This window comes from Psychrobacter sp. JB385 (assembly GCF_900163785.1).
GTDB lineage: Bacteria > Pseudomonadota > Gammaproteobacteria > Pseudomonadales > Moraxellaceae > Psychrobacter.
In genome coordinates, this window is record NZ_FUKN01000010.1 from 113,633 (window position 1) to 139,476 (window position 25,844).

A 25,844-nucleotide genomic window follows, 5' to 3' on the forward strand; every position below is an offset into this window, starting at 1 on the left:
TTTGTTATAATATGGCGTTATTTTTAAGGGATAAATGAGCCGTCAAGAATAAGACAACGCTATATTTGCGTACGTTTATGATTGATGAATCAATAGCAATGATCGAGTGAAATAGTTAGCTGGTCTATTGTTGATTGTTTTAGTGCAAAAATCCCACCCATCAAAATAACCACCACTAGGGGTCTGTATGTTGCGAATTGTCGATGAAGCCTTAACCTTTGATGACGTTTTATTATTGCCAGCCTATTCTGAAGTATTGCCAAAAACTGCCGATCTGTCTACTCGTTTGACCAAAAACATCACCTTGAATCTACCGCTAATCTCTGCGGCTATGGATACAGTGACTGAGTCTGAAATGGCCATCACGATGGCCCAATTAGGTGGTATGGGTATCTTACATAAAAGCATGGATATCGTGCAACAGGCTACTCAAGTACGCCGTGTTAAAAAATTTGAAGCAGGTACGGTCGTGGATCCAATCACTGTGCATCCAGAGATGACCATTGGTGAATTGCTACGTTTGACTCAAGACAATAATATCTCAGGCGTACCTGTGGTTGAAAAGGGTACAGACAATGTCGTGGGTATCGTCACTCATAGAGACTGGCGCTTTGAAACCAACTTGTCAATGCCAGTCAGTCAGATTATGACGCCAAAAGACCAATTGGTAACGGTACATGAAGGCGAAAGCAACGAGAACATCAAAAGATTGCTGCATGAGCATCGCATTGAAAAAGTTATCGTGATTGATGACAAGTTCCGTTTACGTGGTTTGATTACCGTCAATGATTTTGCAAAAGCTGAAAACAATCCAAATGCTTGTAAAGATGAGAAAGGTCGTCTTCGAGTGGGTGCAGCGGTCGGTACAGGGGCAGACACGCAAGCACGCGTTGAAGCGCTGATTGGTGCGGATGTAGATATTATTGTTGTAGACACTGCGCATGGTCATTCAAAAGGTGTGATTGACAAAGTTTCTTGGATCAAGAAAAACTATCCAAACGTTCAAGTAATCGGTGGTAATATTGCAACAGGTGATGCAGCCAAAGCCTTGCGTGATGCAGGCGCTGACGCTGTAAAAGTTGGTATTGGTCCAGGATCTATCTGTACCACTCGTATTATCGCTGGTATTGGTGTGCCACAAATATCAGCCATTGATAATGTCGCCAGTGCTTTGCAAGACAGCATTCCACTAATCGCTGATGGCGGTATTCGTTATTCTGGCGATATGGCAAAAGCCATTGCTGCTGGTGCGTCGTGCATCATGGTAGGTTCATTGATGGCAGGTACGGAAGAAGCACCAGGTGAAGTAGAATTGTTCCAAGGTCGTTATTATAAAGCCTACCGCGGTATGGGTAGTCTTGGTGCGATGTCAGGATCAAATGGCTCATCAGACCGTTATTTCCAAGATGCCAAAGATGGCGTAGAGAAGCTGGTACCAGAGGGTATTGAAGGCCGTGTTCCTTATAAAGGACCAGTAGCTGGTATTGTTAACCAGTTGGTGGGTGGGTTACGTTCTTCTATGGGCTACACAGGCTCTGCGACTATCGAAGACATGCGTACCAATCCGCAGTTTATCAAGGTGACGTCAGCTGGCATGAAAGAGTCGCATGTTCATGATGTTCAAATCACTAAAGAAGCACCAAACTACCGTGTGAATTAAACATCGACTTATAATCCTGTGTTATATTGATAGCAGCGTTTTTGCAGGATTGTAGTGACTTTGATATACAAACGGCCAACAATGCTTTGTTATTGTTGGCCGTTTTTTTTGTAAAATACTTAACGGATTACTATAACAATAGCAATGCCAACATATACGTTTGGCTTTCTACTTTTAGATTGAGTTTACAATTAGGGAACACACACAATGAGCTACTTTGGCACCGATGGTATTCGCGGCAAATTTGGTCAGTTACCGATTACGCCTGATTTTATTTTGAAATTGGGTTATGTGACGGGTCAAGTATTGATGGAAAACAATGACAATCCTGCCCGTAAGCCGAGTGTGGTCATTGGTAAAGATACTCGTTTGTCAGGTTATGTTATTGAAGGTGCCCTGCAAGCAGGTTTTAACGCCGCTGGTGTTGATGTTCACATGCTTGGTCCATTGCCGACGCCTGCTATCGCACATTTGACCCGCAGCTTTAATGCGGATGCTGGCGTGGTTATTTCAGCCTCTCATAATCCTTATTATGATAACGGTATCAAGTTTTTCTCAGCGGATGGTAAAAAGTTAACCGATGAGATGCAAGCTGCTATCAATGATAAATTAAAGGCAGTGATGAGTCAGTCAGACGCTGGCGATGCCGTCATTATGCCAATTCTTGATCCGGCCAGTCTTGGTAAAAACAACCGAATCAATGATGCAAAAGGTCGTTATATCGAGTTTTGTAAAGGCAGCTTCCCTTACCAATACGATTTGAGCCATTTGACCATCGTAGTCGATTGTGCCAATGGTGCAGGTTATAGTGTGGCGCCAAGGGTCATGCGTGAGCTTGGTGCCAATGTAATTGCAATCAACAATGAACCTGATGGCATTAATATCAACGATGACTGTGGCTCTACGCATCCAGAAGGTCTTCAGCAAGCAGTGCTTGATCACGAAGCGGATGTTGGTATTGCCTTGGATGGCGATGGCGACCGTATCGTGATGGTTGATGAAACTGGTCAACTGATTGATGGCGATGGTATTTTATATCTGTTGGCTACCAAAAGTGCTACCAAAGCTAAAGGCGTGGTCGGTACACTTATGAGCAACATGGGGTTAGAGCTGGCGCTCAAAGATGCTGGCATTGACTTTATGCGTGCAAAAGTAGGGGATCGCTACGTCATGCAGACGCTCGAAACCAATGGCTGGATATTGGGTGGAGAACCTTCTGGACACATCCTATGCTTGGATAAGAGTCGCACAGGCGATGCCATCATCGCAGGCTTACAGGTGTTGGCTGTGATGCAAGCTCAAGGACGCGCGCTGAGTGATCTTATTGAAGGGTTCGAAGTATTGCCACAAAAACTGGTCAATGTACGCTTGGCTAAGATGCAAGACCCTTATGATCATGATGAGCTGGTTACTGCTTTTGAAAAAGCACAGTCTACGTTGGAAGGCCGTGGTCGTCTCTTGATTCGTCAGTCAGGTACAGAGCCGATGATACGTGTTATGGTTGAGTCGGATGACATTATAGAATGCGATGTGATGGCAAATGACTTAGCTGATCTTATCAAATCCGTATTAGAATAACCGCCCTTGAACGAATAAGACAAAACGAGGAATAACCATGAGCATGGACTTCACTGACCAACGCCTGTCATACGAAAAAGGCACACTGGATCAAACATCAATACCAGAGTCACCGTTTGAGCTCTTACATGCTTGGATGGATGAGGCAATAGAGCAAAGCTTCCAAGAACCCTATGCCATGAGTTTGGCAACCTGCGGCATGGATAATAAACCCAGTGTGCGTATTGTATTGCTACGTGAGATTACAGCAACGGGTATTATCTTTTATACCAATTACGAAAGTGCAAAAGGGCAGGATATTGCAGAAAATCCTAATGCCGAAGCCCTGTTCTTTTGGCACGAGCTTGAGCGCCAAATTCGTATTAGTGGAAAAATTGCCAAAATTGATGCGACAAAATCTGCGGCCTATTTTCAAAAGCGTCCGCATGACAGTCAAGTCGGAGCATGGGTAAGCCAACCACAAAGTGGCGAAGTGGCTAACCGTGAGGTAATGGAAGAAAAATTTGCACAATTGCAGGCCGATTATCCAGAGACCCTAGCCGTACCTACGCCAGAGTTTTGGGGCGGTTATGAGATTACGGTTGAAAAAATTGAGTTTTGGCAGGGACGGGCGAATCGCATGCATGATCGCCTCGTTTATGTGCAAGATAACAATGAGGGAACACCTACTTGGACAACGAAACGCTTATTGCCGTAATGCTAAAGGTGGGTTGTTAGGAGTATTTGATAGATAGTATAAAAGCCATTCTAAATTCCTTGATTAGTGGATTTAGAATGGCTTTTTTTATGCTACTTTTTGGCGTTGTGATCGGTGTCTATATCGACCGAAACTGACATGCCAGGACGTAAGCGCGCAAGTTCTGGTTGACCTTTATCTAAGTCAATCCGTACAGGAATACGTTGAGCAATTTTGATGTAGTTGCCAGTCGCAGGATTGGCAGCGCCAGCACTAAACTCACTACCAGTTGCTGGTGATATATTACTGACATGACCAGTGAATTCTGTGCCACCCAGTGCATCCACCCGAACGGTTGCAGGTTCACCTATCGCCATATTTGCCACTTGAGTTTCTTTGAAGTTTGCAATAATCCATACGCCTTCAGGTACGATATACATTAGCTGAGTACCCGCGCTGACATACTGTCCTTCTTTAACACTCACTTGACTAAGCTGACCAGATTCAGGCGCTGTGATAATGGTGTTGTCTAGATTGATCTGTGCTTGCTTCACACCAGCTTCAGCACTTTTTATGTTTGCGTCCAGTGAGGAACGGCTACCGCTGGTTTTATCACGGTTTTGACGAGCGGCTTGCAAATTGGCTTCTGCCTGTTGCACACTTGCTTGTGCTTGAGCAAGTTGTGCTTTGATATGAGCCACTTCCGCTTTTGAGACTGCACCAATGGCATCCAAACCTTGATAGCGATTTACATCCTCGCGCGCGCTTTCCACGTTGATTTTGGCACTGTACAGATCCGCTTCTCGTGCTTCGATTTGTGCTTGGCTGCTTTGCGTATCTTGCGTATTACTAGAACGATTGGTGAGTGCTACCTCTGTATCTGCCTGTGCTTGATCAAGCTGTTGCTGAAAGGTGCGATCGTCTATTTTTATGAGCAAGTCACCTTCTTTTACCGTAGCAAAATCTTGTACAGCCACTTCAGTCACATAACCTGAGACTTGCGGACTGATGATGGTTGTTTGACCTTTGACAAAGGCGTTATTTGTCTGCTGTATGGTGGGTGTAAAAGGAGGTAATTTCCACGCATACAAAATCAAGGTCACCCCAATAATAATGAGTAGTACCAATAATCCCAAATTTAAATAGGATTTTTTCTTGGGCGACCAGCCAGTTGAGTCAGGAATAGGCTCTTTTGGCGGCATGGGCGGCTCATTATCAGTTGGCGGATCATCCACACCAGATGCTTCCGTATTGCTAGAATTTGCAGTTGGTTTATGGTTGTCCTGAGCGGAGTCAGTCGCAGCTTGAGCCATACTAGCATCGGATTGTGTCTGTGAGTTCACTGCTGGAGCGCCATCTGACGTTTGAGCTTTTTGAGTCAGATCATTGGGTTTTTCTTGGCTCATGACGCTCTCCTGATTGTATTAAACATAGGCTTACAAGTTTTTAGTGCTGTAGAGTTAATAGATTGGGTCATTTGTTTTCACGCATTTTGGCAATCACTGCCAGCTCTTTGGCCAGTGGATTACGTTTATGATAGCGATAATAGAAATAATTTATCAATAGAATAATGGTAGTGATGGTAGCAATGCTTGCCATCAAAAAGAATAAGTCATTGTACGCCGCGACAGTTGCCTGTTTTTGTATACCTTGCAAGACTTGACTCATGGCGGCTACATTGACTTGCGTGGCATCTGTTATTTGACTTGATAAAGCCCGACTGGCACCTGCAACTTGTCCCATTAAAGCGGGGTCGCCCAAATTCAGTGAGCCAACCATATCTGCATAATGTGATTGCGTACGAATTGTGGTAAAGGCCTGAATAGCGGCAGCACCTGCAAGCCCGCCAACCGTTTGTGAGATTCCGAAAATCACAGAAAAACTGATAATATAGGCAGGCCCACTAGCGATAGCACGTAAAAATCCTTCAAAAACCAGCGGTCCCATGAAGTATATAGCTGCGAATGCAATTAAAGACTGACTGAGATAAAACATATAAGGTGCTGAATTAATAGAAACGCTTGTATCCATCCAAGATCCCAAAGCAATCAATGCCACTGCAAAAATAACGGGACGGCGTAAATCCATTGCATCAGTGCTAAAAATACTGATAATCAATGCCAAGGCACTGGCGGATAGTATGACAGCATAAAAAGTAATCAGCTGATCGTTGCCATAACCTAAACTAGAGAGTAGTCCTGCGGCACCCACATTCTGCTCAGACAGCAAAATACGCATCACAGCACCCGTAATCATAAAGGCAATGATATTGCGACTACGCATCCAGCGAACTTGTAACATAGGATTTTTGCGATGCGTTTCAATCCACAGTGCTATGCTAATATTAACAGCGGCAATAATAAGTGCATAGATTAGCCAAGGCGTTGTCCACCATTGAATACGGCCTTGTACCAAAAACACCGCCAATGCGGCAAGACCACTGGCAAAAAAAGCAAAGCTTAAAAAATCGAGCTTTTCAAAGACTTTTTCGGTATTACCAGGTGGTAATTCTAAAATATTGATCAACCCAAAACAGATCAATGCCAAACCAAACTGAAATAAGAATAAGTTTTCAAGTTGACCATCGATAGCGAGATAGGGTGAAATAATTCGTGACAACGGGATACCAAACTGCACCAAACCGAAGCCCAATATCAAGCCACTGGTGCGTTTGACCGTAGGCATGCCTTGCAAACAATAGAATAAACCTAGGATGGTCATACCACTAGCAACCATTCCACTCAACCCTCTAGCAATAATCTCTAGATAATAAGCATCAATTTGGATATTAATCGCGTCCAAAAAATGACTGTTGACAAACCACTGCAAACTTGTGGCCGCTAATAGAAAAAACAGAGTGATTTTGCTAAAAAGCGACATACCAAATTGCTGGCGAATTTTGTATAACAAAACGGTGATACAAGCATTGGTCATGTTATAACTGACAGATATCCAGCCACCTTCTACTGGTGTTAGATTCATTTCACCTTGGATTTGTGTCAAATTCGCCACCAATAAACCGTTCTGGAAGCTGGCAGTCAGACCAATAAAAATACCGATAAGTAGGTAGAATAATTTACGGCGTGCAGGATGGTCAGGATTGGCTGGAGAGCCAACCATCAATGGTTGTTCATGCGGCTTAAATTGATATTCAGTATTCATGAGCGTACGACGATGTTTGTAAGAGAGTCAATGACATGGGGCAGCGCCCAGACAAAAACTGTACCTATTGGATGGGTATCAATTAAGACAGACGCTATTCAATACGGATAAGACAAAAATATAACTTAAAAATAGCGGGCAGGATTTTATCATAACTTTTATCAAGTTTTTGTCATATACACGTAACGCGCTATGCTATTTTTAACTTATATTCAAATACTATCGTACGCCAACTTATAGATAATGGACATATGATTGAATCAAAAATAAAAACAGCTCTTTACAGAACTGTTCTTATGTCATAAAAATTAAGTGAGAGTATTAAAGGAAAATATTAAATCGACTGGTCATAATTTGCTTCCAAACGCATGGTACGCTGATAACTGTCAAGACTAGCGAGTTGTAAGGCGTACTGTTTTATAGACGGGTAGTCTTCTAACATCTCGCGCTTGGCAAGCATAATCAAATCAAAAGACAACATAAAGTCAGCCCCGCTCAATTTATTGCAAACAATAAAAGCCTTACCAGCCACTTCATCATTCAAATAGCTCAGCAACTTGTGTTTTTCTGCGGCAATATAATCATTCAAAAACTCGTTATCGTTAATACCCGCTTTTTTGGTAAATAGTTCAAGTAATAACGGCAACATAAGTGAGCTTTCGGCAAAATGGATCCATTGCAAATACGTCCCATACTCTGTGCTATCTATAGAAGGACGTAAATGCTCTGGCGCAAATCGTTCAATCAATAGCTCAGTAATAGCCCCCGACTCAGTATAACATTTGCCATCCATTTCAATAACTGGAGACTTACCAAGTGGATGTACCACTTTTAGACTCTCTGGTGCCAAATGAGTCTTAGCATCGCGTTGATGACTAATGACCGTATAAGACACGCCAAGCTCTTCTAGAAGCCACAGGATGCGTAGCGAGCGTGATTGATTGAGATGATGTAAGCGAATCATGGTAGTGGCCTTTTTGAGTGGTTGATTATATTCACCTTAAAGTCTCAGATTAACCTTTTAATTTGGCCATTAGGCGTTTGGCTGTTTCTTCTGATGAGGCGGGGTTTTGCCCAGTAATCAGCAAGCCATCTTCGACAACAAATGATTCCCAATCGCCCGCTTTTTCATAGTGACCGCCATTGTCTTTTAACGCATCTTCTACTAAAAAAGGTACGACATCGGTTAGGCTAACGGCTTCTTCTTCTGAGTTAGAAAACCCAGTAACGGTTTTGCCTTTGACCAGATACTCGCCATCAATTTTGACATTTTTTAGTGCCGCAGGAGAGTGGCAAACAAAAGCCACTGGCTTGTCTTGCGTCACAAACGTCTCAATCAAATTGATTGAGTTTTTATCGACGGCCAAATCCCATAATGGTCCATGACCACCTGGATAAAAGACAGAGTCAAAATCTTCTGCTTTCATATCAGCAAGTTTTTCAGTGTTGGCAAGATGTTCCTGTGCTTTTGCATCTTCTTTAAAACGTTTGGTGTCTTTTGTCTGTGCATCGGCTGTATCACTACTAGGGTCAAGTGGTGGTTGGCCGCCTGCAGGAGAAGCTAGTGTTACGTTGACACCAGCGTCAATAAAAGCATAGTAAGGAGCGGCAAATTCTTCTAGCCAAAAACCTGTTTTTTTACCAGTATCGCCGAGGCGATCGTGTGAGGTTAGTACCATTAAAATATTCATAAGTATCCTTGGTTATTATTGATATTTGATTAAATTTCATGAGTAGCCAAGCGCTAATAGTCATACTGCATAAAGATATTATGATTAACACTTGGTTATTGAACGAGTTGTCATTGCTTGTCTATTTGTCATTAATAGTATTAATGCAATGTAATCAGTTTGCAGTAGCAATATGAGTAAATTGTGTTGTTAAGTAGTTATTATCACTCATCTAATGTTAACTAATCAAAAAGTACTAAAAGTACTAGTTGACGTCAGCAATTTTAACCACTGTTTTACCAAAATTGTCACCGTTTAACATGCGAACGAAAGCATCAGGGGCATTGTCTAAGCCTTCAGCAATGTACTCTTTGGTTTTGACATCACCTGATTCTACCCATTTGCTCATGGTTTCTAAGAATTCAGGATAATGATCTCCATATTCTTCAAAAATAATAAACCCTTTGATCGTCAAGCGGCGGCTCAGGATGAGGCCTGTCAACACACTCAAACGATCTTTACCTTCAGGTAAATCAGTCGCATTGTACTGAGCGACCAAACCGCAAACTGGGATGCGAGCATGAGCATTCAAGAGGGGCATGACAGCATCAAACACGTGACCGCCGACATTTTCGTAGTAGATATCGATACCATCTGGACAGGCGGCTTTTAACTGCTCAGCAAAATCCTCAGCTTTGTGGTCGATACAGATATCAAAACCAAGCTCATTAACCGCGAAGTCACACTTCTCTTTACCGCCAGCGACACCCACCGTACGTGTGCCATATTGTTTACCCACTTGCCCGACAGTCGCACCAACTGGACCGGTTGCGGCTGCAACCACCAACGTCTCACCCTTTTGTGGTTTACCAATGTCAGTCAAACCCATATATCCGGTAAAGCCTGGCATACCTAATACACCTAGCCCATAAGAGGGGTTTTCCATATCTTTATCAAGCTTTAGGACGCCTTCGCCATTGCTAACGCTATAATCCTGCCAGCCTGAGTTTGAGACAACCAAATCACCGACAGCGAATTTATCTATATTGGATTCAACAACTTGGGCAACTGTTCCACCCATGATGACATCACCTACTGCCAAGGGATCGGCATAGCTTTTTGCATCGCTCATGCGCCCACGCATATACGGGTCTAATGATAGATAAACGGTGCGTAATAGCATCTCATTGTCGTTGGGTGAGGGAATATCGCTAGTCACTAGGTCAAAATTTTCAGCCTTTGGCTCACCTTGGGGGCGGCTGGCAAGTTTGATTTGACGATTGGTATTCTGGTTTTGTTGCTTATCAAAGCTCATTTTAATAATCCTTTTTTTATTTATAAATATTAGTATTCGTTGTTAAAGGAGTAACCACTCAGTGCCGAGTGGTTACTCTACAATACAATCAAAAAGACGTATTTTTATTATTATCGTATTGCTGATTACGACGCTTTACTAGTGACCGCACGTTGCAAAATACGGCGTGAGACATCTAGGTCATTTTTGCCATGCTCACCCAGTTTTACCATGTTATGTGCTTCAAGCTGTGTGACGATTGGGTCAATTGCCTCTTCTGTTAAATCAACATCTTCTAAGCTAACTGGTAAACCAAGATCGCGGAAGAAGTTTTCGGTATAAACAATAGCCGTCTCAATGATAGTGTCATCATCTTGCGCTGTATCAGTGATGTTCCATACATTGCGAGCATACTGAAGCAGCTTCTCTTTTTTGCTTTCTTTAAGCTCACGCATGACGGATGGAAGCACGATGGTCAAGGTACGAGCATGATCGATGCTATGCAACGAAGTCAATTCGTGACCAATCATGTGGGTTGTCCAATCTTGCGGAACACCTGTACCGATTAGGCCGTTCAGTGCCATCGTGGCTGTCCACATAATGTTCTTACGAGTCTCTAGGTTATTTGGCTCTTGCTTGACCACCAAACCTTCTGCGATAAGAATTTTAAGCAGGCTTTCAGCAAAAGCATCTTGAACCTTAGCATTTACTGGATATGTTAAGTATTGCTCCATTACATGGACAAAAGCATCAGCAACACCATTCATAACTTGACGCTCAGGTAGTGTCAATGTCTTGATAGGGTCTAGGATTGAAAACTTAGGGAAAGCAAGTGGATTGCCAAATGGTAGTTTTGCTTGGCGTTCACTGTAATTGATGACACCACCTGAATTCATCTCAGAGCCAGTTGCTGGAATGGTCAGAACCGCGCCTAAGTCAACCGCAGAGTCAAGATTTTTGCAATAGCTGATTAAGGCATCCCATGCTTGCTCGCGTGAAACGGTGCCGTCTTCTTCAGTTAAAGACGCAACCAAAGCGACAAACTTACTACCATCAATCACCGATCCGCCACCAACTGCCAAGATAAAGTCAATATTATGCTCATTCACCATATCTGCCGCTTTTAGTAGTGTCGTGAATTCTGGATTGGCTTCGATACCACCAAACTCAAACACTTCACGTGACCCACTTGCTGCCAAAGCTTCTTTTACTTCATCTAGCGTACCAGTACGCTGCGCTGAACCACCACCATAAGTAATGAGCACGCGTGCTTCTGTAGGCACTAGTTTTGATAATTGAGCGATTTGACCTTCGCCAAAAACGATACGGACAGGATTGTAATATTGAAAGTTGTTCATAAAATTCCTAAATGTTATTAGATATTTGTTAAATAAAAAGTGTATGAAGATGACGGTGGCTTATTTGCCAATCCGTTCATTGCATCTGCGGCTATTGTACATTAATTAGACCGGTCGTCTAGTAAATTTACAAAACTCTCTAACAATGCAAATTTTCTGCTAGAAGATATTTCTATACACGTGGTTTACAGCAATCGAATTAACGTCCCATTTGTGTGGTCGTCATCTGCCAAACTTCTGCAAGTGGAGTGTTGGTCTGACTGGTTTTGGCAATTAGGCTGGCACCTAACCAAGCAAAGTACCACCGTTTGGCCATACTCTCAGCCGCAACATTATCAAAGCGAGGGACAGAGTTGTCAGCCCAACCAGCTTTGATCTGCTCAGCCAGCCAATTGATGATTTGTTGATAACCAGCATTTAGGGCAAGACGCATAGACTCAGACATGTCTGCTACCTCAGCACTGAGTTTAACCACCAAGCATTTTCCGTGGTCACAACCGTTTTGCTGGGTGTCATACCAGTTCTGAAAATAGTTATAGAGCTTTTGCTGAGCACTAATGTCTTGGTCTGCAATAGCGTCTAAGCGCACTTTATAATGAACAAAATAATTACTGATGATCGCTTCACCAAAAGTCTCTTTTGAAGCAAAGTAATGATAAAACGAGCCTTTAGGAATACCCGCTGTATCTAGTATCTGTTTGATACCAACAGCGGTAAATCCTTTTTTAGCAATAAGTTGATAGCCTATATCTAACAAATGGGTTTTGGTGTCTGGTAGGGTATTCGCCGAGTTAACAGACATAATAGTCGTATGCTCCTAAGATTGAATAAGTGGTATGAATGGATAAGTGTCATCAATGAAAAGCTGAACGAGGTTAAATAGGGCAATACGCTTCACTTGTTTTTATCAAAGGTTATGTTGTGAAGTTACGTTTTTTCAACAAGACTTAATGATCAAATATGCTCATTCTCATTAAGTTTATGGTAGCATTAGACCAGTCGTCTAGCAAGTATATGTTTTAAAGAACGTTACTAGATGTTACTCATCCTTTATAGATTTGCCGCAAGTTTAGAGCAGCATTTATAACTGAGTACCTATTAATAAGAATAATATGGCGCCGGCGTGATGTGTTGTAAATCTCGTCGCCAACTATTTTTATTCAAGTAGATTTTTACTCAATATGACAACCACAATTATAAAATACTTAGGATAAATTATGTCAACTGATACCAATAGTACCAAACCCACTGTCTATCAAGATTTTCATTTGCAATATATCGCAGGTGAATGGCAAAGCGGACAAGACGATAGTGTCAACACCAATACCAATCCCTATAATGGTGACACGCTAGTAGAAATCCAGCAGGCGACCAGCAAGCAGCTTGATGAAGCTTATCAGGCAGCCAATACGGCTCAAAAAGAGTGGGCGCAAAGCACCCCAGCTCAGCGTGCTGCTGTTCTGTATAAAGTCGTCAGTATTTTTGATCAGCGCCAAGAAGAGATTGTCGATTGGCTCATCAAAGAATCGGGCAGCACTCGTATTAAAGCGATGGTAGAGTTCAGTAGTGCACGCGCCATTACGCTTGAAGCGGCCAGTTTCCCAAGCCGTGTGCATGGTGAGATTCGCCCTTCTAATATTGCGGGTAAAGAAAACTTCATTTATTGTGAGCCGCTTGGCGTAGTGGCTGTGATTAGCCCATGGAATTTTCCGTTGCATTTGACACAGCGCTCTATCGCACCAGCTTTGGCGCTTGGTAATGCTGTAGTATTGAAGCCTGCAAGTGACACACCTATTACAGGCGGTTTGTTATTGGCGAAAATATTTGAAGAAGCAGGTTTGCCCAAAGGGCTTTTGAATGTGGTCGTTGGTGCGGGCAGTGAAATCGGTGATGCCATTGTTACGCATGACATTCCAAGCTTTGTGTCATTTACAGGCTCTACGTCAGTCGGTAAGCATATTGGTGAGCTGGCAAGTGGCGGTGATTATATCAAACAAGTAGCGCTTGAGCTGGGTGGCAATAGTCCATTTGTTGTGCTAAAAGATGCCGATATTGAGCAGGCAGTCAAAGCCGCCGCTTTTGGTAAGTTCTTGCATCAAGGTCAAATCTGTATTGCTATTAACCGTATTATCGTAGAAGACGACATTCATGATGAGTTTGTAGAGCGCTTTTTGGCTCATGTAAAAACACTAAGTGTCGGCGATCCTAGCAAACAGGATACAGCAGTTGGTCCCATTATCAATGAAAAACAAGTCAAATCCCTCAAAGACAAGATCGCTAAAGCTCAAGAAGAAGGGGCCACGTTGTTATTAAGTGGTGAGATTAAAGGTCAAGTAGTACCGCCGCATGTCTTTACAGAGGTGACGCGCGAGATGGACTTGTCTTGTAACGAAGTATTTGGCCCATTGGTCGGTATCATCCGTGCCAAAGATGAAGAAGATGCGCTGTCGATAGCCAATGATTCCATGTATGGCTTATCGAGTGCCGTTTTTACCACAGACATGCGAAAGGGATTGCGTTTTGCCCGTGGTATCAGAGCAGGTATGACTCACATCAATGATATCTCAGTGAATGATGAGAGCAATGTGCCGTTTGGTGGCGAGAAGAACTCAGGTATTGGTCGTTTTAATGGTGAGTGGGTACTAGAAGAGTTTACTCGAACGCATTGGATATCTATGCAGCATAAGCCCCGTGATTATGCATTTTAATAACGGTTGACTCCGTTAAGCACCAAGTCAGACATATAAAAAAGACCGCCTTAATGGCGGTCTTTTTTATACATAGTATTTTATCTGGCATGGAAACCAAGCAGACCTTCAATCTCTTCCATACTCATTCGTCTAACCAGCGCTTGCTCCTCTACAGATAAGCGATTGGTATGCTCTTTAATCATTTTATAGAGACTGCGAGCGATTTCGGAGGTGGAGGCATAATACATTTGTGGTTGCTCTTTTGTCAGTATGATCAAAAAGCGGTTAATAAGCTGACGTTTTTCGTCTGAGGCATTTTTTTCAGTCATACCATATTCTCCTAAGGGCGAACTATTCATGTCTAAATACTAAATATAAAAATAGGGCAACCCTTTTGTATGTTGTTACATGTTCAAGACAGATGGCTAGTTAAGTATTTTCTAACTTTGGACGCGCTTTATTGATAGCCTTTAACAGCGCTTTTTTGAATTCTCCTTTGTGAAAGGTCACCAGATACGAATGTGCGGCGCAAAAATGACGAACATCTTGCCATTCATGTGCCAGATTGGTTGCCCAGTCGCAATACTGCTGACCAGCATTTGGTTTGTCTTTTAGTGCTTTTTTGGTCGTAGGGTGTAGTATCAATTCAGGCAATATGGCTTCTAAAGCTTTGATCGGTGGACTTATAAAAGTGTCATCGACATGCAAGCTTTTGCTGGCAGGGTGGTAGGCCAATAAAGAGCCTGCATGGATCATCTCATTGGAGGAGATATAATCAATACCTCTCACTATCGAAAACTTAAGCTCGGGATAGCGCTGAGCCACTGCGTCACTTTCGACCAAGTCTTCGGCCCATTGGACTTCAGGTACTTTTGTCGGATGGCGGCTACTGCCATAAAAGATGGCTTGCGGAAAATCTTTTGCCATTTGTGCACAGTGGATTGTATGAAAGGGATGTAAATTGAGCACCGCTTCCACTTTCTGACCGTTATCAGTCAGAGCCATGACCTCATCTCGAACGTCACCAGTGAGCGCATAACTGTCTAAAAAGATAAAGTTCCCTGATGCTAACTGAATAAGTGAGCATTGCGCGCCGATATTTAGTATACCACCAATGCGAAACGAGCCGCGTATGTTCCAAAATCCTGCATCTAAATTGTATATTTTATCTGACATTATTGTCTCTTCTTAGCTAGTGTTTAAAAGAGTGGCTTAAAGTGTGAATAAGTCTTAAAAGACATTTCCTTAAATATTGTTTTTACTTTGAGCGTTATTTTATGGTCTATGGTGATTGAAGCTCAGAACGAGCCGAGTCAATAGCAGACAGTAGCGCTGATTCAAACCTGCCTTCGCCAAACTCCACCAAGCCTGAGTGCGCACCGCAAAAGTATCGGGCGTCACGCCATGCGTGCGCAAGGTTTGTTGCCCAATCGCAATATTGCTCGCTTGCTGTAGCTTCATCGATTAGCGCTTGCTTAGTTGTAGGATGTAAACCCAAACTCGGTTGTACCGCATGAAACAGTTTAGAAGGTGGAATCTCAAAGGTATCATCAATATAGAGACTTTTGCTTGCTGGATGATAGACTAATAAAGAGCTTGCATGGACGTTTTCATTAGGCGAAATGTAATAGATGCCTTTAGGAAGTGAGAATTCAAGTTCCGTGTAGCGTGTTGTCACAACCTCGCTTTCGACCAAATCCTTGGACCATTTTACGTTTGGTACTTGCTCTTGATGACGACTACTGCCATAAAAAATGGCTTCTGGGAAGTCTTTTGCCATTTGTGCGCAGTGGACAGTATGAAACGGATGAACGTTTAGTACCGCTTCAACATCTTGACCATCATGGGTCAGTGCCATAACTTGCTGTCGAACCTTACCAGTTAGTGTATAGCTGTCCAAAAAAATAAATCGCCCTGAGGCCAGTTGTACCAGAGCAGATTGTACCCCGATGTCCATTATGCCATTTTTGATAAAGGATCCTCGTATGCTCCAAAACCCTTGGCCTAAATCATAAATTTCATCGGTCATAAAATTGGTTCCTCGATACTGGATTTTTTAATTATTCATTATTGTCATTAAGAAGATTATAGTTACGAAGTTTCGGCCATAAATACTATCGAAAGTGTCTAAGACTATACGAGTATGATTTTTTAAAGGCGTAATGTCTGTAATAAAAAAGATAGAAACAATGTAGATGTGTAAAAACAAAACGAACAATATACTGAACCTTTCGCTTATTATTCGCTATGATAGTCAGCATTAGCGAGAATGTTGCTACTGTGCGGTGGCTATAAGTCTCGCTTCTATTATCCCATTTCTATCACCCACGCCTATCTAGCCTTTGCTGACAGGCGCCCAATATAGTCAGTAATATTTTGAATAATCATATAAGCAGTAACAATAACGGTAACAGTCAAATCAATCAAAATACGCGTGCGACGGAGATAAAGACGCCTATCGTGTCTGCTCACCAGCCACCATTTGATTCGCCTTCATGGGGTTTAAAACTAACAATCGGTCTGATTGCAATGTTTGCTTTTTTGCAGGTCTATTCTATTCAGGCCATTTTGCCTGTCTTAATGATAGATCTTTTGGCAAGTGAGGTGCAGGCAGGAATGGTGGTCGGTGCGACTGTGTTAGCGATTGCTATTATGTCACCGTTTTTGGGGATGCTCTCTGATGCAGTAGGCCGTAAGTCATTTATCGTCGGTGCGTTATTATTTTTAGCCATACCGACGGCGTTGATTGCACAAAGTCCTAGCATCGGTTGGATGGGCATGTGGCGTTTTTTGCAAGGCTTGTCTGTACCTGGCATCACCGTGGTGACCATTGCTTATATCGGTGAGGAATTTGAGGGACGGGCGTTAACCGAGTTGATGTCTTTTTATGTATCAGGGTCAGTGCTCGGCGGTTTTTTGGGTCGGTTTTTACTGGGTCACTTGCATGAGATGATCGGTTGGCGTTATGGCTATTATGTGATGGCTGGCATGACGCTGATAGGTGCCTTATGGGTGATTAAGATGCTGCCATCGTCTCGTCGTTTTGTGGCCAATCCAAACTTTCGCTCAGCCATACAGACATTGGGCGAGCATGTGACCAATCGTTATGTGGTGACCGCCTGCCTGCTCGGTGCCTGTGTCTTATTTTCTCTGGTAGGGTGTTTTACTTTCATCAATCTTCATCTTGCCAAATCGCCTTATGAGTTAAGTACGGGCGCGCTTGCCAATATATTTGCGGTGTATCTGATAGGCGTGATTATCACACCATTGTCAACCAAGCTCCTCAGACGATTTGGTTCAGCACGGACAGTCAAAGTCGCTGTTTTGGTATCAATGGCTGGCGTGTTGTTGACGCTTGTTACGCCTTTGTGGGGTATCATCGTAGGGCTTGCTGTGATGTCATCAGGGGTGTTTATTACGCAATCTGCGACTATTAGCTACATCGCTGTCAATGTCAAAAAGGGACGCTCATTGGCCTCGGGTCTATATTATATGGGATATTACGCGGGCGGAACGTTGGGTGCTTGGCTTGGCGGTATAGTCTATGCACGCGGGCAGTGGTCACTCACAGTATGTCTGCTGTTGTTGGTGCAAGTGTTGGCGCTGCTTATGGCAAGTTTTGGTATGATTAAAACCAAGTCACCTGCTCCTTAAACACTTACATCTCTAGGAAACGACTGGTTCTATATTGGCTGTATGATACTTACTCAAGGTTGCTTTACATAACACTGATTTTTTCTTACTATCAATGGAGATACGATTAATTTTATTGATAATGCAAATAGTGGCTATCAAGAAAGACTCGCGTTCTAAAACATTGATCGTTGCATTGCTATTCGGATTTATACACATAATAATTTATACATATGACCAACAAGGAAGTCAGATCTATGTCAAATATTTACCAGAGTGCGCCGTCTGCTTATGATTATCCATTATTGGTAAAACAATTATTAAATCGCGCCAAAACAGTATCGCAAGAGCAAGAAATTATTTATGCAGACAAAAAGCGTTTCACTTACAAAGACTTATTCAACCGTATCAACCGTTTAGCCAATGTATTAGCGGGCTTGAATCTCGATGCAGGTGATGTAATTGCTGTCATGGATTGGGACAGTCACCGCTACCTTGAGTCCTACTTCGCTGTGCCAATGTCAGAGTATATCTTGCAAACGGTTAATATACGTCTGTCGCCAGAAAAAGTCCTTTACACCATCAATCATGCTAAGCCTAAAGTATTGTTACTCAACTCTGAGTTTGCACCATTAGTCAAAGATTATCAGTTTGAAAACTCTAGCATCGAGCATATCATTTGGTTAGATGATAATGGGGCAACGTTTGAAGGGGTTTTTGGCGGTAATCAAGGTCGGGTAATAGGGGAGTATGAGGCATTACTAGACGCCGCTGACAGTGAGTTTGATTTCCCAGATTTTGATGAGAACACCATTGCAACCACTTTCTATACCTCAGGTACGACAGGAGACCCAAAAGGAGTGTTCTTTAGTCATCGCCAATTGGTATTGCATAGCTTGGCTGAAGCGGCAACGCTTGGTATGCTGCCTAACAAGCAAGGTGTCAGCTACGGGGATGTTTACATGCCATTGACACCAATGTTTCATGTACATGCGTGGGGGTTTCCATTTACCGCCACGATGGTTGGACTAAAGCAAGTCTATCCAGGACGCTATGCACCTGATGCTTTGATGGATTTGATTATTAATGAGAAGGTGAGTATCACGCATTGTGTACCGACGATCTTGCAGATGATACTCAAAGAAGCGCAGGATCGTAATGCCAATTTCAATGGTCTTAAGATGATTATTGGTGGGTCAAGATTGACAGAAGGTTTGGCAAAAACGGCCATGTCACAAGGTATCGAAGTGTATACAGGCTACGGCATGTCAGAGACAGCACCGCTCATTAGTTTGACAGAGTTCAGTTTGAATGAGCCCAAGATGACAGAAGAGGAAGATATTGCCCGCCGCTGTATGACAGGTAAGCCTGTTTTGATGGTGGATGCACAGGTATGGGGTGAGGACAATCAATCGGTAGGTACGGGTAAAGACAATACGGGTGAGCTGGTATTGCGCGCGCCTTGGCTGACTCAAAGCTATTTGAAAAATGACGATGCAGGTAAGGAGCTGTGGGAAAATGGCTATATGCATACCCAAGATATCGCTTACATACGCCCAGATGGTTATCTTAGAATCACCGATCGTCTAAAAGATGTCATCAAATCAGGCGGTGAGTGGATTTCGTCCCTTGAGATTGAGACAATTTTATCTCTGCATCCAGCGGTTGGAGATGTGTCTGTTATCGGCATTCCCGACAAGCAATGGGGCGAGCGTCCATTGGCGCTCATTGTACTCAAACCCAATTGCCAAGATACCAGTGCTGAGGATATCAAAGCGATTGCTGAAAAAGCGGTAGAGCGCGGTATGATCCCTAAGTATGGCGTACCCAATCAGTTTAAGTTCGTGGATGAATTGCCAAAAACCTCAGTAGGCAAACATGACAAAAAGGTCATGCGCGAGATGTATGCCAAACCAGTTGAAAAACGCTAATACCCAATTGTCTATCAATTAGGCAGGTGTGCTTACTAATATCGACTAAAGTACACGCTTAACAGTTGACCTTTACAATTTGCTCTGTTACATTTTAAACCGATACATATTGTATCGGTTTTTTATTTTGGCAGGGACAGCCAGTTTTATATTATTATCTAATAAAATCGCATTATTATCGTTTATGCTAAGGACAGCCATTATGAGCGAGCACGCCACCAATCCAGATTTTAATCATACCTCTCAAGCACCAGCCGCTACTACCTCAAGCTTCACTGACATATATCAGGCTTCACTCAGTGACCGAGAGCAATTTTGGGCCAAGCAAGCTGAGCGTATTTATTGGCATAAAAAACCTGAGCAGATTTTGGACGATAGTAGATTGCCCTTTGCCAAATGGTTCGTTGGTGGTGAAACCAATCTTTGTTATAACTGTGTGGATCGCCATCTAGAAGAGCGCGCAGAACAAGATGCCTTCATTTGGCTATCGTCAGAGATCAATCAAGAGCTGATTGAAACCTTTCCAGGCGTTGTTAACGCATTCAAAGACTTAGGCAACAACGTCGAGTTTTATACTGACTATACCAAGCGTCGCCTGACCTATAATGACTTGTATAAAGAAGTCAATTATTTCGCCGATGTGCTACAGCGTTATGGGATTAAAAAAGGCGATCGTGTCATCATCTACATGCCAATGATTTTGGAGGCAGCTTACGCCATGCTAGCCTGCGCCCGTATCGGTGCGGTTCATTCGGTCGTGTTTGGTGGCTTTGCTGCTCATAATTTGGCGATACGCATGAATGACGCTGATGCAAAAATGGTCATCACAGTCGATGCAGGCTTGCGCGGTGGTAAAGTCATCAATTATAAAAACTTGGTCAATCAAGGGGTTGAGCAAGCAACCAAAAAGCCTGAGCATGTGCTTGTGGTAAACCGCGGTGTATTGCCTTTTCAACCGCAAGATATCGATGTGGATTACGCGACAGAGCGTCGCTATAGCTGTGAGGCCAATGCGATAGTGGCACCCGTCTGGCTTGAGTCAAACACGCCATCGTATTTACTTTATACTTCTGGTACCACGGGTACACCAAAAGGGGTACAACGTGATACAGGCGGTCATGCCGTCGCACTCACCACCTCAATAGATTATATTTACGATGGGAAAGCTGGCGAAACCTTTTGGGCAATATCAGATATTGGCTGGGCGGTTGGGCATTCTTATACGATCTACGCACCATTACTTGCAGGTATGACCAGTATTATGTATGAAGGATTACCACATCGCCCAAATCCAGGTATTTGGTGGCGTATTGTCGAGGCCAACAAGGTCAATATTTTGTTTACTGCACCTACAGGTGTGCGTATGCTCAAAAAACAAGATGAAACTTGGATGACTCGCTATGATGTTTCAAGTGTTAAATCGTTCTTTTTGGCAGGTGAGCCACTAGATGAATCTACCGCCAATTGGCTCAGCAGGCATTTGGGTGTGCCTATTTTGGATCATTACTGGCAGACAGAGTCGGGCTGGCCCATCTTGAGTAATACGCCCAAATTCGATGATAAGCAGCACAAACAAGGCTCGCCTGGTTATCCTATGTATGGATATGATGCGCAAGTCATCAATGAAGAAACAGGCAAACCTTGCGCGGCGGGTGAAAAAGGTCTGCTAGCCATTAAAGCGCCTTTGCCGCCAGGTTGTCTCACGACAGTATGGGGCAACGATGAGCGTTTTATCAGTAGTTATTTTGGCTTATTTGACGGTCAGCAATACTCTACCTCAGACTATGCGGTCACGGATGAAGACGGTTATTTCTATATTTTAGGACGTACTGATGATGTGATTAACGTAGCAGGCCACCGTATAGGCACACAAGAAATTGAGGAAGCCATTAGTAGTCATCCTGAAATGGCAGAGTGCGCTGTTGTGGGTATCCAAGACCAATTGAAGGGTGAGTTGCCGATTGCGTTTTGTGTACTAAAAGATCACGAGCAAGTGGCAACCACCGAAAACCGTTTCCGCCTTGAGCAACAAGTGATCGGTGCGGTTATCAAGTCATTGGGCGGCATCGCGCGTCCAGCAGCGATTTATTTTCCGCAAGCCTTACCAAAGACCCGTTCTGGCAAAATCTTACGTCGAGCTATTCGGGCATTAGCAGAAAACAAGGACACAGGAGACATGTCAACGCTTGATAATCCAGCAGCGATTGATGCCATCAAACAATCTATGAAAGAGTATTAGCGTTCTCATTCAGACGAGAGTTATAACAGAGTATCGATATGAAATAACAGGCTCATGAAACCTCATGGGCTTTTTTATTGCTTGGCTTCTCAAATCAGCTAAAAGTTCAATAAAGCGCTTGACCCTAAAATTGTTTTATTGTTATAGTCAATAACGATACAAAATAAATCATTTTAAATTATAACTTTTTAAATTATAGCCGTAAAAACAGTCGTTTTTAGCGCTTTTTATAGATATACAGACATCACAAATATAGCGATATTGTCGCCGCAGTCACATAAACAAGATAAGGATATCTTATGCACCATGTTCAGCAACTCATTAATGGTCAATTTACACAGTCTACTACTGATGAATGGATTGACATTACCGACCCTGCCACTCAAGAAGTCATCGCAAAGGTGCCACAAACAACTGATGACGAAATCAATCAGGCCGTTAACGCTGCTCAGGAAGCCTTTCAAACTTGGCGTAAAACACCGATTACTACTCGCGCTCGCATTTTCTTAAAATATCAATCCCTGATTCGTGAGCACATGGATGAGCTTGCAGAGATTTTGACCGCAGAACAAGGCAAAACCATTGCCGATGCCCGTGGTGATGTATTTCGTGGCTTAGAGGTGGTTGAACACGCAGCAGGTATTGCCAATTTGCAGATTGGAGACTTTGTCGAAAACGTCGCCTCTGGTGTCGATACTTATAGCATTTGGCAGCCGCTCGGGGTCTGTGCGGGTATTACACCCTTTAACTTTCCTGCCATGATTCCGCTATGGATGTTCCCAATGGCAATTGCGACGGGTAATACCTTTATCCTAAAACCCTCTGAACAAGATCCAATGGTAACCATGCGTCTGATTGAGCTTGCCGTAGAAGCGGGCGTTCCTGAAGGGGTGCTCAATGTGGTTCATGGTGGTAAAGCGACGGTGGATGCTATTTGCGATCACCCAGATATCAAAGCGGTGTCTTTTGTTGGTTCTACCAGCGTCGGTCAACATGTCTATGAGCGCGCGAGCAAATCAGGCAAGCGTGCACAGTGCATGATGGGCGCCAAAAACCACGGGGTAATTTTACCTGACGCTAATAAAGAACAAACGCTCAATCAATTAGCAGGTGCTGCCTTTGGTGCTGCCGGTCAACGCTGTATGGCGCTATCGGTGGTTGTGCTAGTCGGCGCAGCAGGGGAATGGATTGATGACATCAAAGCCAAAGCAGAAGCCTTGGTCGTATCGGCTGGCAAAAATGATAAAGATTTAGGGCCGCTGATTTCACCAGCTGCGAAAGCTCGTGTCGAGCATTTGATTGGTACTGGTGTTGAAGAAGGCGCTAGCTTGATTCTTGATGGTCGCGGCATTACCGTTGAAGGGTTTGAAAAAGGTAACTTTGTCGGACCGACTATTTTTGACAATGTCACAAGTGATATGCAAATTTATCAGCAAGAAATCTTTGGTCCCGTATTGTGTATTATGCGCGCTGCGAGTTTGGATGAGGCGATAGAACTGCTTAACGCCAATCCACATGGCAATGGTACGGCCATCTTCACCCAATCAGGTGCCGCTGCGCACAAATTCCAGCAAGACATTATGGTCGGCCAAATTGGTATTAACTTACCGATTCCTGTGCCACTACCTATGTTCTCATTCTCAGGTTCACGTGCCAGTAAGCTTGGCGATCTTGGTCCTTATGGTAAGCAAGCCGTACAGTTCTATACTCAGACGAAAACGGTGACGGCGCGATGGTTTGATGACGAAGCGAGTCGCGGTGTAAATACGACTATTTCGATTTAATAGCTGACTCATTATCGTTGCAGTGTGTTCATTGTTCTGATTGTTATTTTGCAGTAGGATTCGTTTATCACCATACTGCGTTGATGATGAAATAACAAAACAAGAAGACAATGACACACTCAAGCTCATTCACCATATTTGCTATACATGCACAAGGATGACCATATGGATTTTTCACTCACTGATGATCAAATTGCCTTTCGTCAAACTGCCAGACAGTTTGCTCAAAAGGAGCTTAAACCAAACGCAGCAGAATGGGATCGGACATCGCATTTTCCCATTGATGTTATCAAAAAGTCAGGCGAGCTTGGCTTTTTAGGACTGTATACCAATCCAGAGTACGATGGTTTAGGATTGCCACGTTTGGATTCTGCCATGGTTTTTGAAGAACTGGCGTGGGGCGATACGGCAGTCGCGGCTTATATGAGTATCCACAATATGGCAAGCTGGATGATTGGTGAATATGGCAATGATACGTTGTGTAAGAAGTATCTCCCAAATATGGTCAGCGGTGAGTGGCTTGGCAGCTACTGCTTGACAGAACCAAATGCGGGTTCTGATGCCGCCTCTTTACGTACCAAAACTGATAAGCAAGGCGATTACTATATTTTAAATGGAGAAAAAACCTTTATATCAGGTGCAGGATCGACCGATATATTGGTGGTGATGGCACGTACGGGCGGTGCAGGACCAAAAGGTGTGTCAGCATTTGTGGTCGAAGCTGATAGTGCTGGTATCGAATACGGCAAAAATGAGCACAAAATGGGCTGGAAAGCGCAGCCAACACGAACGATCAGTTTTAAAGACGTCAAGGTGCCTGCAGAAAACTTAATAGGTGAGGAAGGTCAAGGCTTTCGTATTGCTATGAAAGGTTTGGATGGTGGACGTATTAATATTGGGATATGTGCGGTTGGTACGGCACAGTCTGCGTTAGAAACCGCAACCAATTATGTCCAAGAGCGTAGTCAATTTGGCAGTCCGATTGCTAGCTTACAGTCCGTACAATTTAAACTAGCAGATATGCTGACCCAAACGATTACGGCACGGCAGATGCTGTATTTAGCAGCAAATAAGGTCGATAACCAAGATTCGCAGGCCTCTGTATACTGTGCAATGGCAAAACGCTTATCGACCGATCTTTGTTTTGACGTCGCTAATGAAGCCTTACAGTTACATGGCGGCTATGGTTATCTGAATGAATACCCACTTGAGCGCCATGTTAGAGATTTACGTGTCCATCAGATTTTAGAAGGTACCAATGAAATCATGCGAGTGATTGTCTCACGTCAACTGTTACAAGATGACGCGCTCAGCCAATTACGCTAATACATCGATATTAAAACAAGGATGTTTTATGACAGATTATACCAATCTTACATTATCCATTGACCATCATACGGCGATTGTGACACTGAATAATCCACCTGCCCACACGTGGACAATGAACAGCTTACAAGCGCTCAAAAAACTGATTGCTGACTTGAATGCAAAGGATGATGTCTATGCTTTGATCATTCATGGAGACGGCGAGAAGTTCTTTTCAGCAGGCGCGGATCTGAATAATTTTGCAGATGGGGACAAAGGTCATGCAATCAGCATGGCCATCGCTTTTGGCGAAGCTTTTGAGGCCTTATCTGCCTATCGTGGCGTTAGTATCGCTGTTATAAACGGCTATGCAATGGGCGGCGGTCTTGAGTGTGCACTTGCCTGTGATATTCGTATCGCAGAAGCACATGCGCAGATGGCATTGCCAGAGACGGGCGTCGGATTACTGCCTTGTGCGGGTGGTACACAAAATCTGCCTTGGCTTGTAGGTGAAGGCTGGGCAAAACGAATGATATTGTGCGGCGAGCGCGTCGATGCAGATACAGCATTACGAATTGGGTTGGTCGAAGAAGTAACGGCTAAAGGCGCGGGTCTAACAGCAGCACAAGCACTGGCACAAAAGGTTGCCAAACAGTCACCAGTTGCTGTCAGCTATTCTAAAGCACTTATCCAAGCAGCTAGAGACACACCGCCTGCACAGAACCTTATTCTTGAGCGTGAAGCCTTCGTTAAATTGTTTGATACCAAAGATCAGCGTGAAGGCGTCCAAGCATTTTTGGAAAAACGTCAACCAAACTGGCAAAACAAATAAATTAAACTTTCTAATTTTTGTAGGTGACCTTG

20 protein-coding genes are annotated in these 25,844 nt (G+C 43.4%); 10 read left to right on the top strand and 10 right to left on the bottom strand.

What is annotated here, in order from left to right; genetic code table 11:
• Nucleotides 1-187: 187 nt before the first annotated feature.
• The 3 genes from guaB to pdxH all read left to right on the top strand — a co-directional run bounded on the left by guaB (nt 188) and on the right by pdxH (nt 3,935).
• Nucleotides 188-1,660, top strand: coding sequence for an IMP dehydrogenase (guaB, locus tag CZ794_RS04595; RefSeq protein ID WP_087040499.1), 1,473 nt, complete (start codon nt 188-190; stop codon nt 1,658-1,660).
• 207 nt (nt 1,661-1,867) lie between these two features.
• Nucleotides 1,868-3,238, top strand: coding sequence for a phosphoglucosamine mutase (gene glmM / locus CZ794_RS04600; RefSeq protein ID WP_087040500.1), 1,371 nt, complete (start codon nt 1,868-1,870; stop codon nt 3,236-3,238).
• Nucleotides 3,239-3,281: 43 nt separating this feature from the next.
• A complete protein-coding gene (gene pdxH / locus CZ794_RS04605; RefSeq protein ID WP_179207252.1) occupies nt 3,282-3,935 on the top strand; it encodes a pyridoxamine 5'-phosphate oxidase in 654 nt (217 codons plus the stop codon).
• Between the two features lie 92 nt (nt 3,936-4,027).
• Here the strand turns inward: pdxH and CZ794_RS04610 are convergent, their stop codons facing one another.
• The 7 genes from CZ794_RS04610 to CZ794_RS04640 all read right to left on the bottom strand — a co-directional run bounded on the left by CZ794_RS04610 (nt 4,028) and on the right by CZ794_RS04640 (nt 12,200).
• Complete coding sequence (locus CZ794_RS04610) at nt 4,028-5,320, bottom strand: HlyD family secretion protein (protein ID WP_143515702.1); 1,293 nt, start codon at nt 5,318-5,320, stop codon at nt 4,028-4,030.
• Nucleotides 5,321-5,387: 67 nt separating this feature from the next.
• Complete coding sequence (locus CZ794_RS04615; protein WP_087040502.1) at nt 5,388-7,076, bottom strand: MFS transporter; 1,689 nt, start codon at nt 7,074-7,076, stop codon at nt 5,388-5,390.
• 334 nt (nt 7,077-7,410) lie between these two features.
• Nucleotides 7,411-8,040, bottom strand: coding sequence for a glutathione S-transferase family protein (locus CZ794_RS04620; RefSeq protein ID WP_087040503.1), 630 nt, complete (start codon nt 8,038-8,040; stop codon nt 7,411-7,413).
• 49 nt (nt 8,041-8,089) lie between these two features.
• The gene (locus tag CZ794_RS04625) at nt 8,090-8,767 is read right to left on the bottom strand and encodes a type 1 glutamine amidotransferase domain-containing protein (RefSeq protein WP_087040504.1); all 678 of its coding nucleotides are present in this window, start codon (nt 8,765-8,767) and stop codon (nt 8,090-8,092) included.
• Between the two features lie 244 nt (nt 8,768-9,011).
• Complete coding sequence (locus CZ794_RS04630; RefSeq protein ID WP_087040505.1) at nt 9,012-10,061, bottom strand: NADP-dependent oxidoreductase; 1,050 nt, start codon at nt 10,059-10,061, stop codon at nt 9,012-9,014.
• 125 nt (nt 10,062-10,186) lie between these two features.
• Nucleotides 10,187-11,398: an iron-containing alcohol dehydrogenase gene (locus tag CZ794_RS04635; RefSeq protein WP_087040506.1), complete on the bottom strand. Its 1,212-nt coding sequence runs from the start codon at nt 11,396-11,398 to the stop codon at nt 10,187-10,189.
• 199 nt (nt 11,399-11,597) lie between these two features.
• Entirely contained in the window at nt 11,598-12,200 is a 603-nt protein-coding gene (locus tag CZ794_RS04640; protein WP_087040507.1) for a TetR/AcrR family transcriptional regulator, read from the bottom strand.
• 415 nt (nt 12,201-12,615) lie between these two features.
• On the opposite strand from CZ794_RS04640, the gene CZ794_RS04645 reads away from it, so the two are divergent.
• A complete protein-coding gene (locus tag CZ794_RS04645) occupies nt 12,616-14,106 on the top strand; it encodes an aldehyde dehydrogenase family protein (RefSeq protein WP_087040508.1) in 1,491 nt (496 codons plus the stop codon).
• 80 nt (nt 14,107-14,186) lie between these two features.
• Here the strand turns inward: CZ794_RS04645 and CZ794_RS04650 are convergent, their stop codons facing one another.
• From CZ794_RS04650 to CZ794_RS04660, 3 genes are all read right to left on the bottom strand, one after another.
• Nucleotides 14,187-14,417, bottom strand: coding sequence for a hypothetical protein (locus CZ794_RS04650; protein ID WP_062844739.1), 231 nt, complete (start codon nt 14,415-14,417; stop codon nt 14,187-14,189).
• 100 nt (nt 14,418-14,517) lie between these two features.
• Nucleotides 14,518-15,264 carry a hypothetical protein gene (locus CZ794_RS04655; RefSeq protein ID WP_087040509.1) on the bottom strand — a complete coding sequence of 249 codons (747 nt, stop codon included), beginning with the start codon at nt 15,262-15,264 and terminating at the stop codon, nt 14,518-14,520.
• 106 nt (nt 15,265-15,370) lie between these two features.
• Complete coding sequence (locus CZ794_RS04660; RefSeq protein WP_087040510.1) at nt 15,371-16,117, bottom strand: hypothetical protein; 747 nt, start codon at nt 16,115-16,117, stop codon at nt 15,371-15,373.
• Nucleotides 16,118-16,548: 431 nt separating this feature from the next.
• Here CZ794_RS04660 and CZ794_RS04665 point away from each other — a divergent pair, with 431 nt between their 5' ends.
• The 6 genes from CZ794_RS04665 (at nt 16,549) to CZ794_RS04690 (ending at nt 25,812) form a co-directional block, all read left to right on the top strand.
• A complete protein-coding gene (locus CZ794_RS04665) occupies nt 16,549-17,742 on the top strand; it encodes an MFS transporter (RefSeq protein ID WP_373407895.1) in 1,194 nt (397 codons plus the stop codon).
• 236 nt (nt 17,743-17,978) lie between these two features.
• On the top strand, nt 17,979-19,652 hold the full coding sequence (locus CZ794_RS04670; protein ID WP_087040511.1) for a fatty acid--CoA ligase: 1,674 nt from the start codon (nt 17,979-17,981) through the stop codon (nt 19,650-19,652).
• A 202-nt stretch (nt 19,653-19,854) separates the two neighbouring features.
• Nucleotides 19,855-21,891, top strand: coding sequence for a propionate--CoA ligase (locus CZ794_RS04675; protein WP_087040512.1), 2,037 nt, complete (start codon nt 19,855-19,857; stop codon nt 21,889-21,891).
• A 299-nt stretch (nt 21,892-22,190) separates the two neighbouring features.
• On the top strand, nt 22,191-23,675 hold the full coding sequence (locus tag CZ794_RS04680; protein WP_087040513.1) for a CoA-acylating methylmalonate-semialdehyde dehydrogenase: 1,485 nt from the start codon (nt 22,191-22,193) through the stop codon (nt 23,673-23,675).
• Between the two features lie 165 nt (nt 23,676-23,840).
• Entirely contained in the window at nt 23,841-25,001 is a 1,161-nt protein-coding gene (locus tag CZ794_RS04685) for an acyl-CoA dehydrogenase family protein (RefSeq protein WP_087040514.1), read from the top strand.
• A 28-nt stretch (nt 25,002-25,029) separates the two neighbouring features.
• Entirely contained in the window at nt 25,030-25,812 is a 783-nt protein-coding gene (locus tag CZ794_RS04690) for an enoyl-CoA hydratase (protein ID WP_087040515.1), read from the top strand.
• Nucleotides 25,813-25,844: the final 32 nt, after the last annotated feature.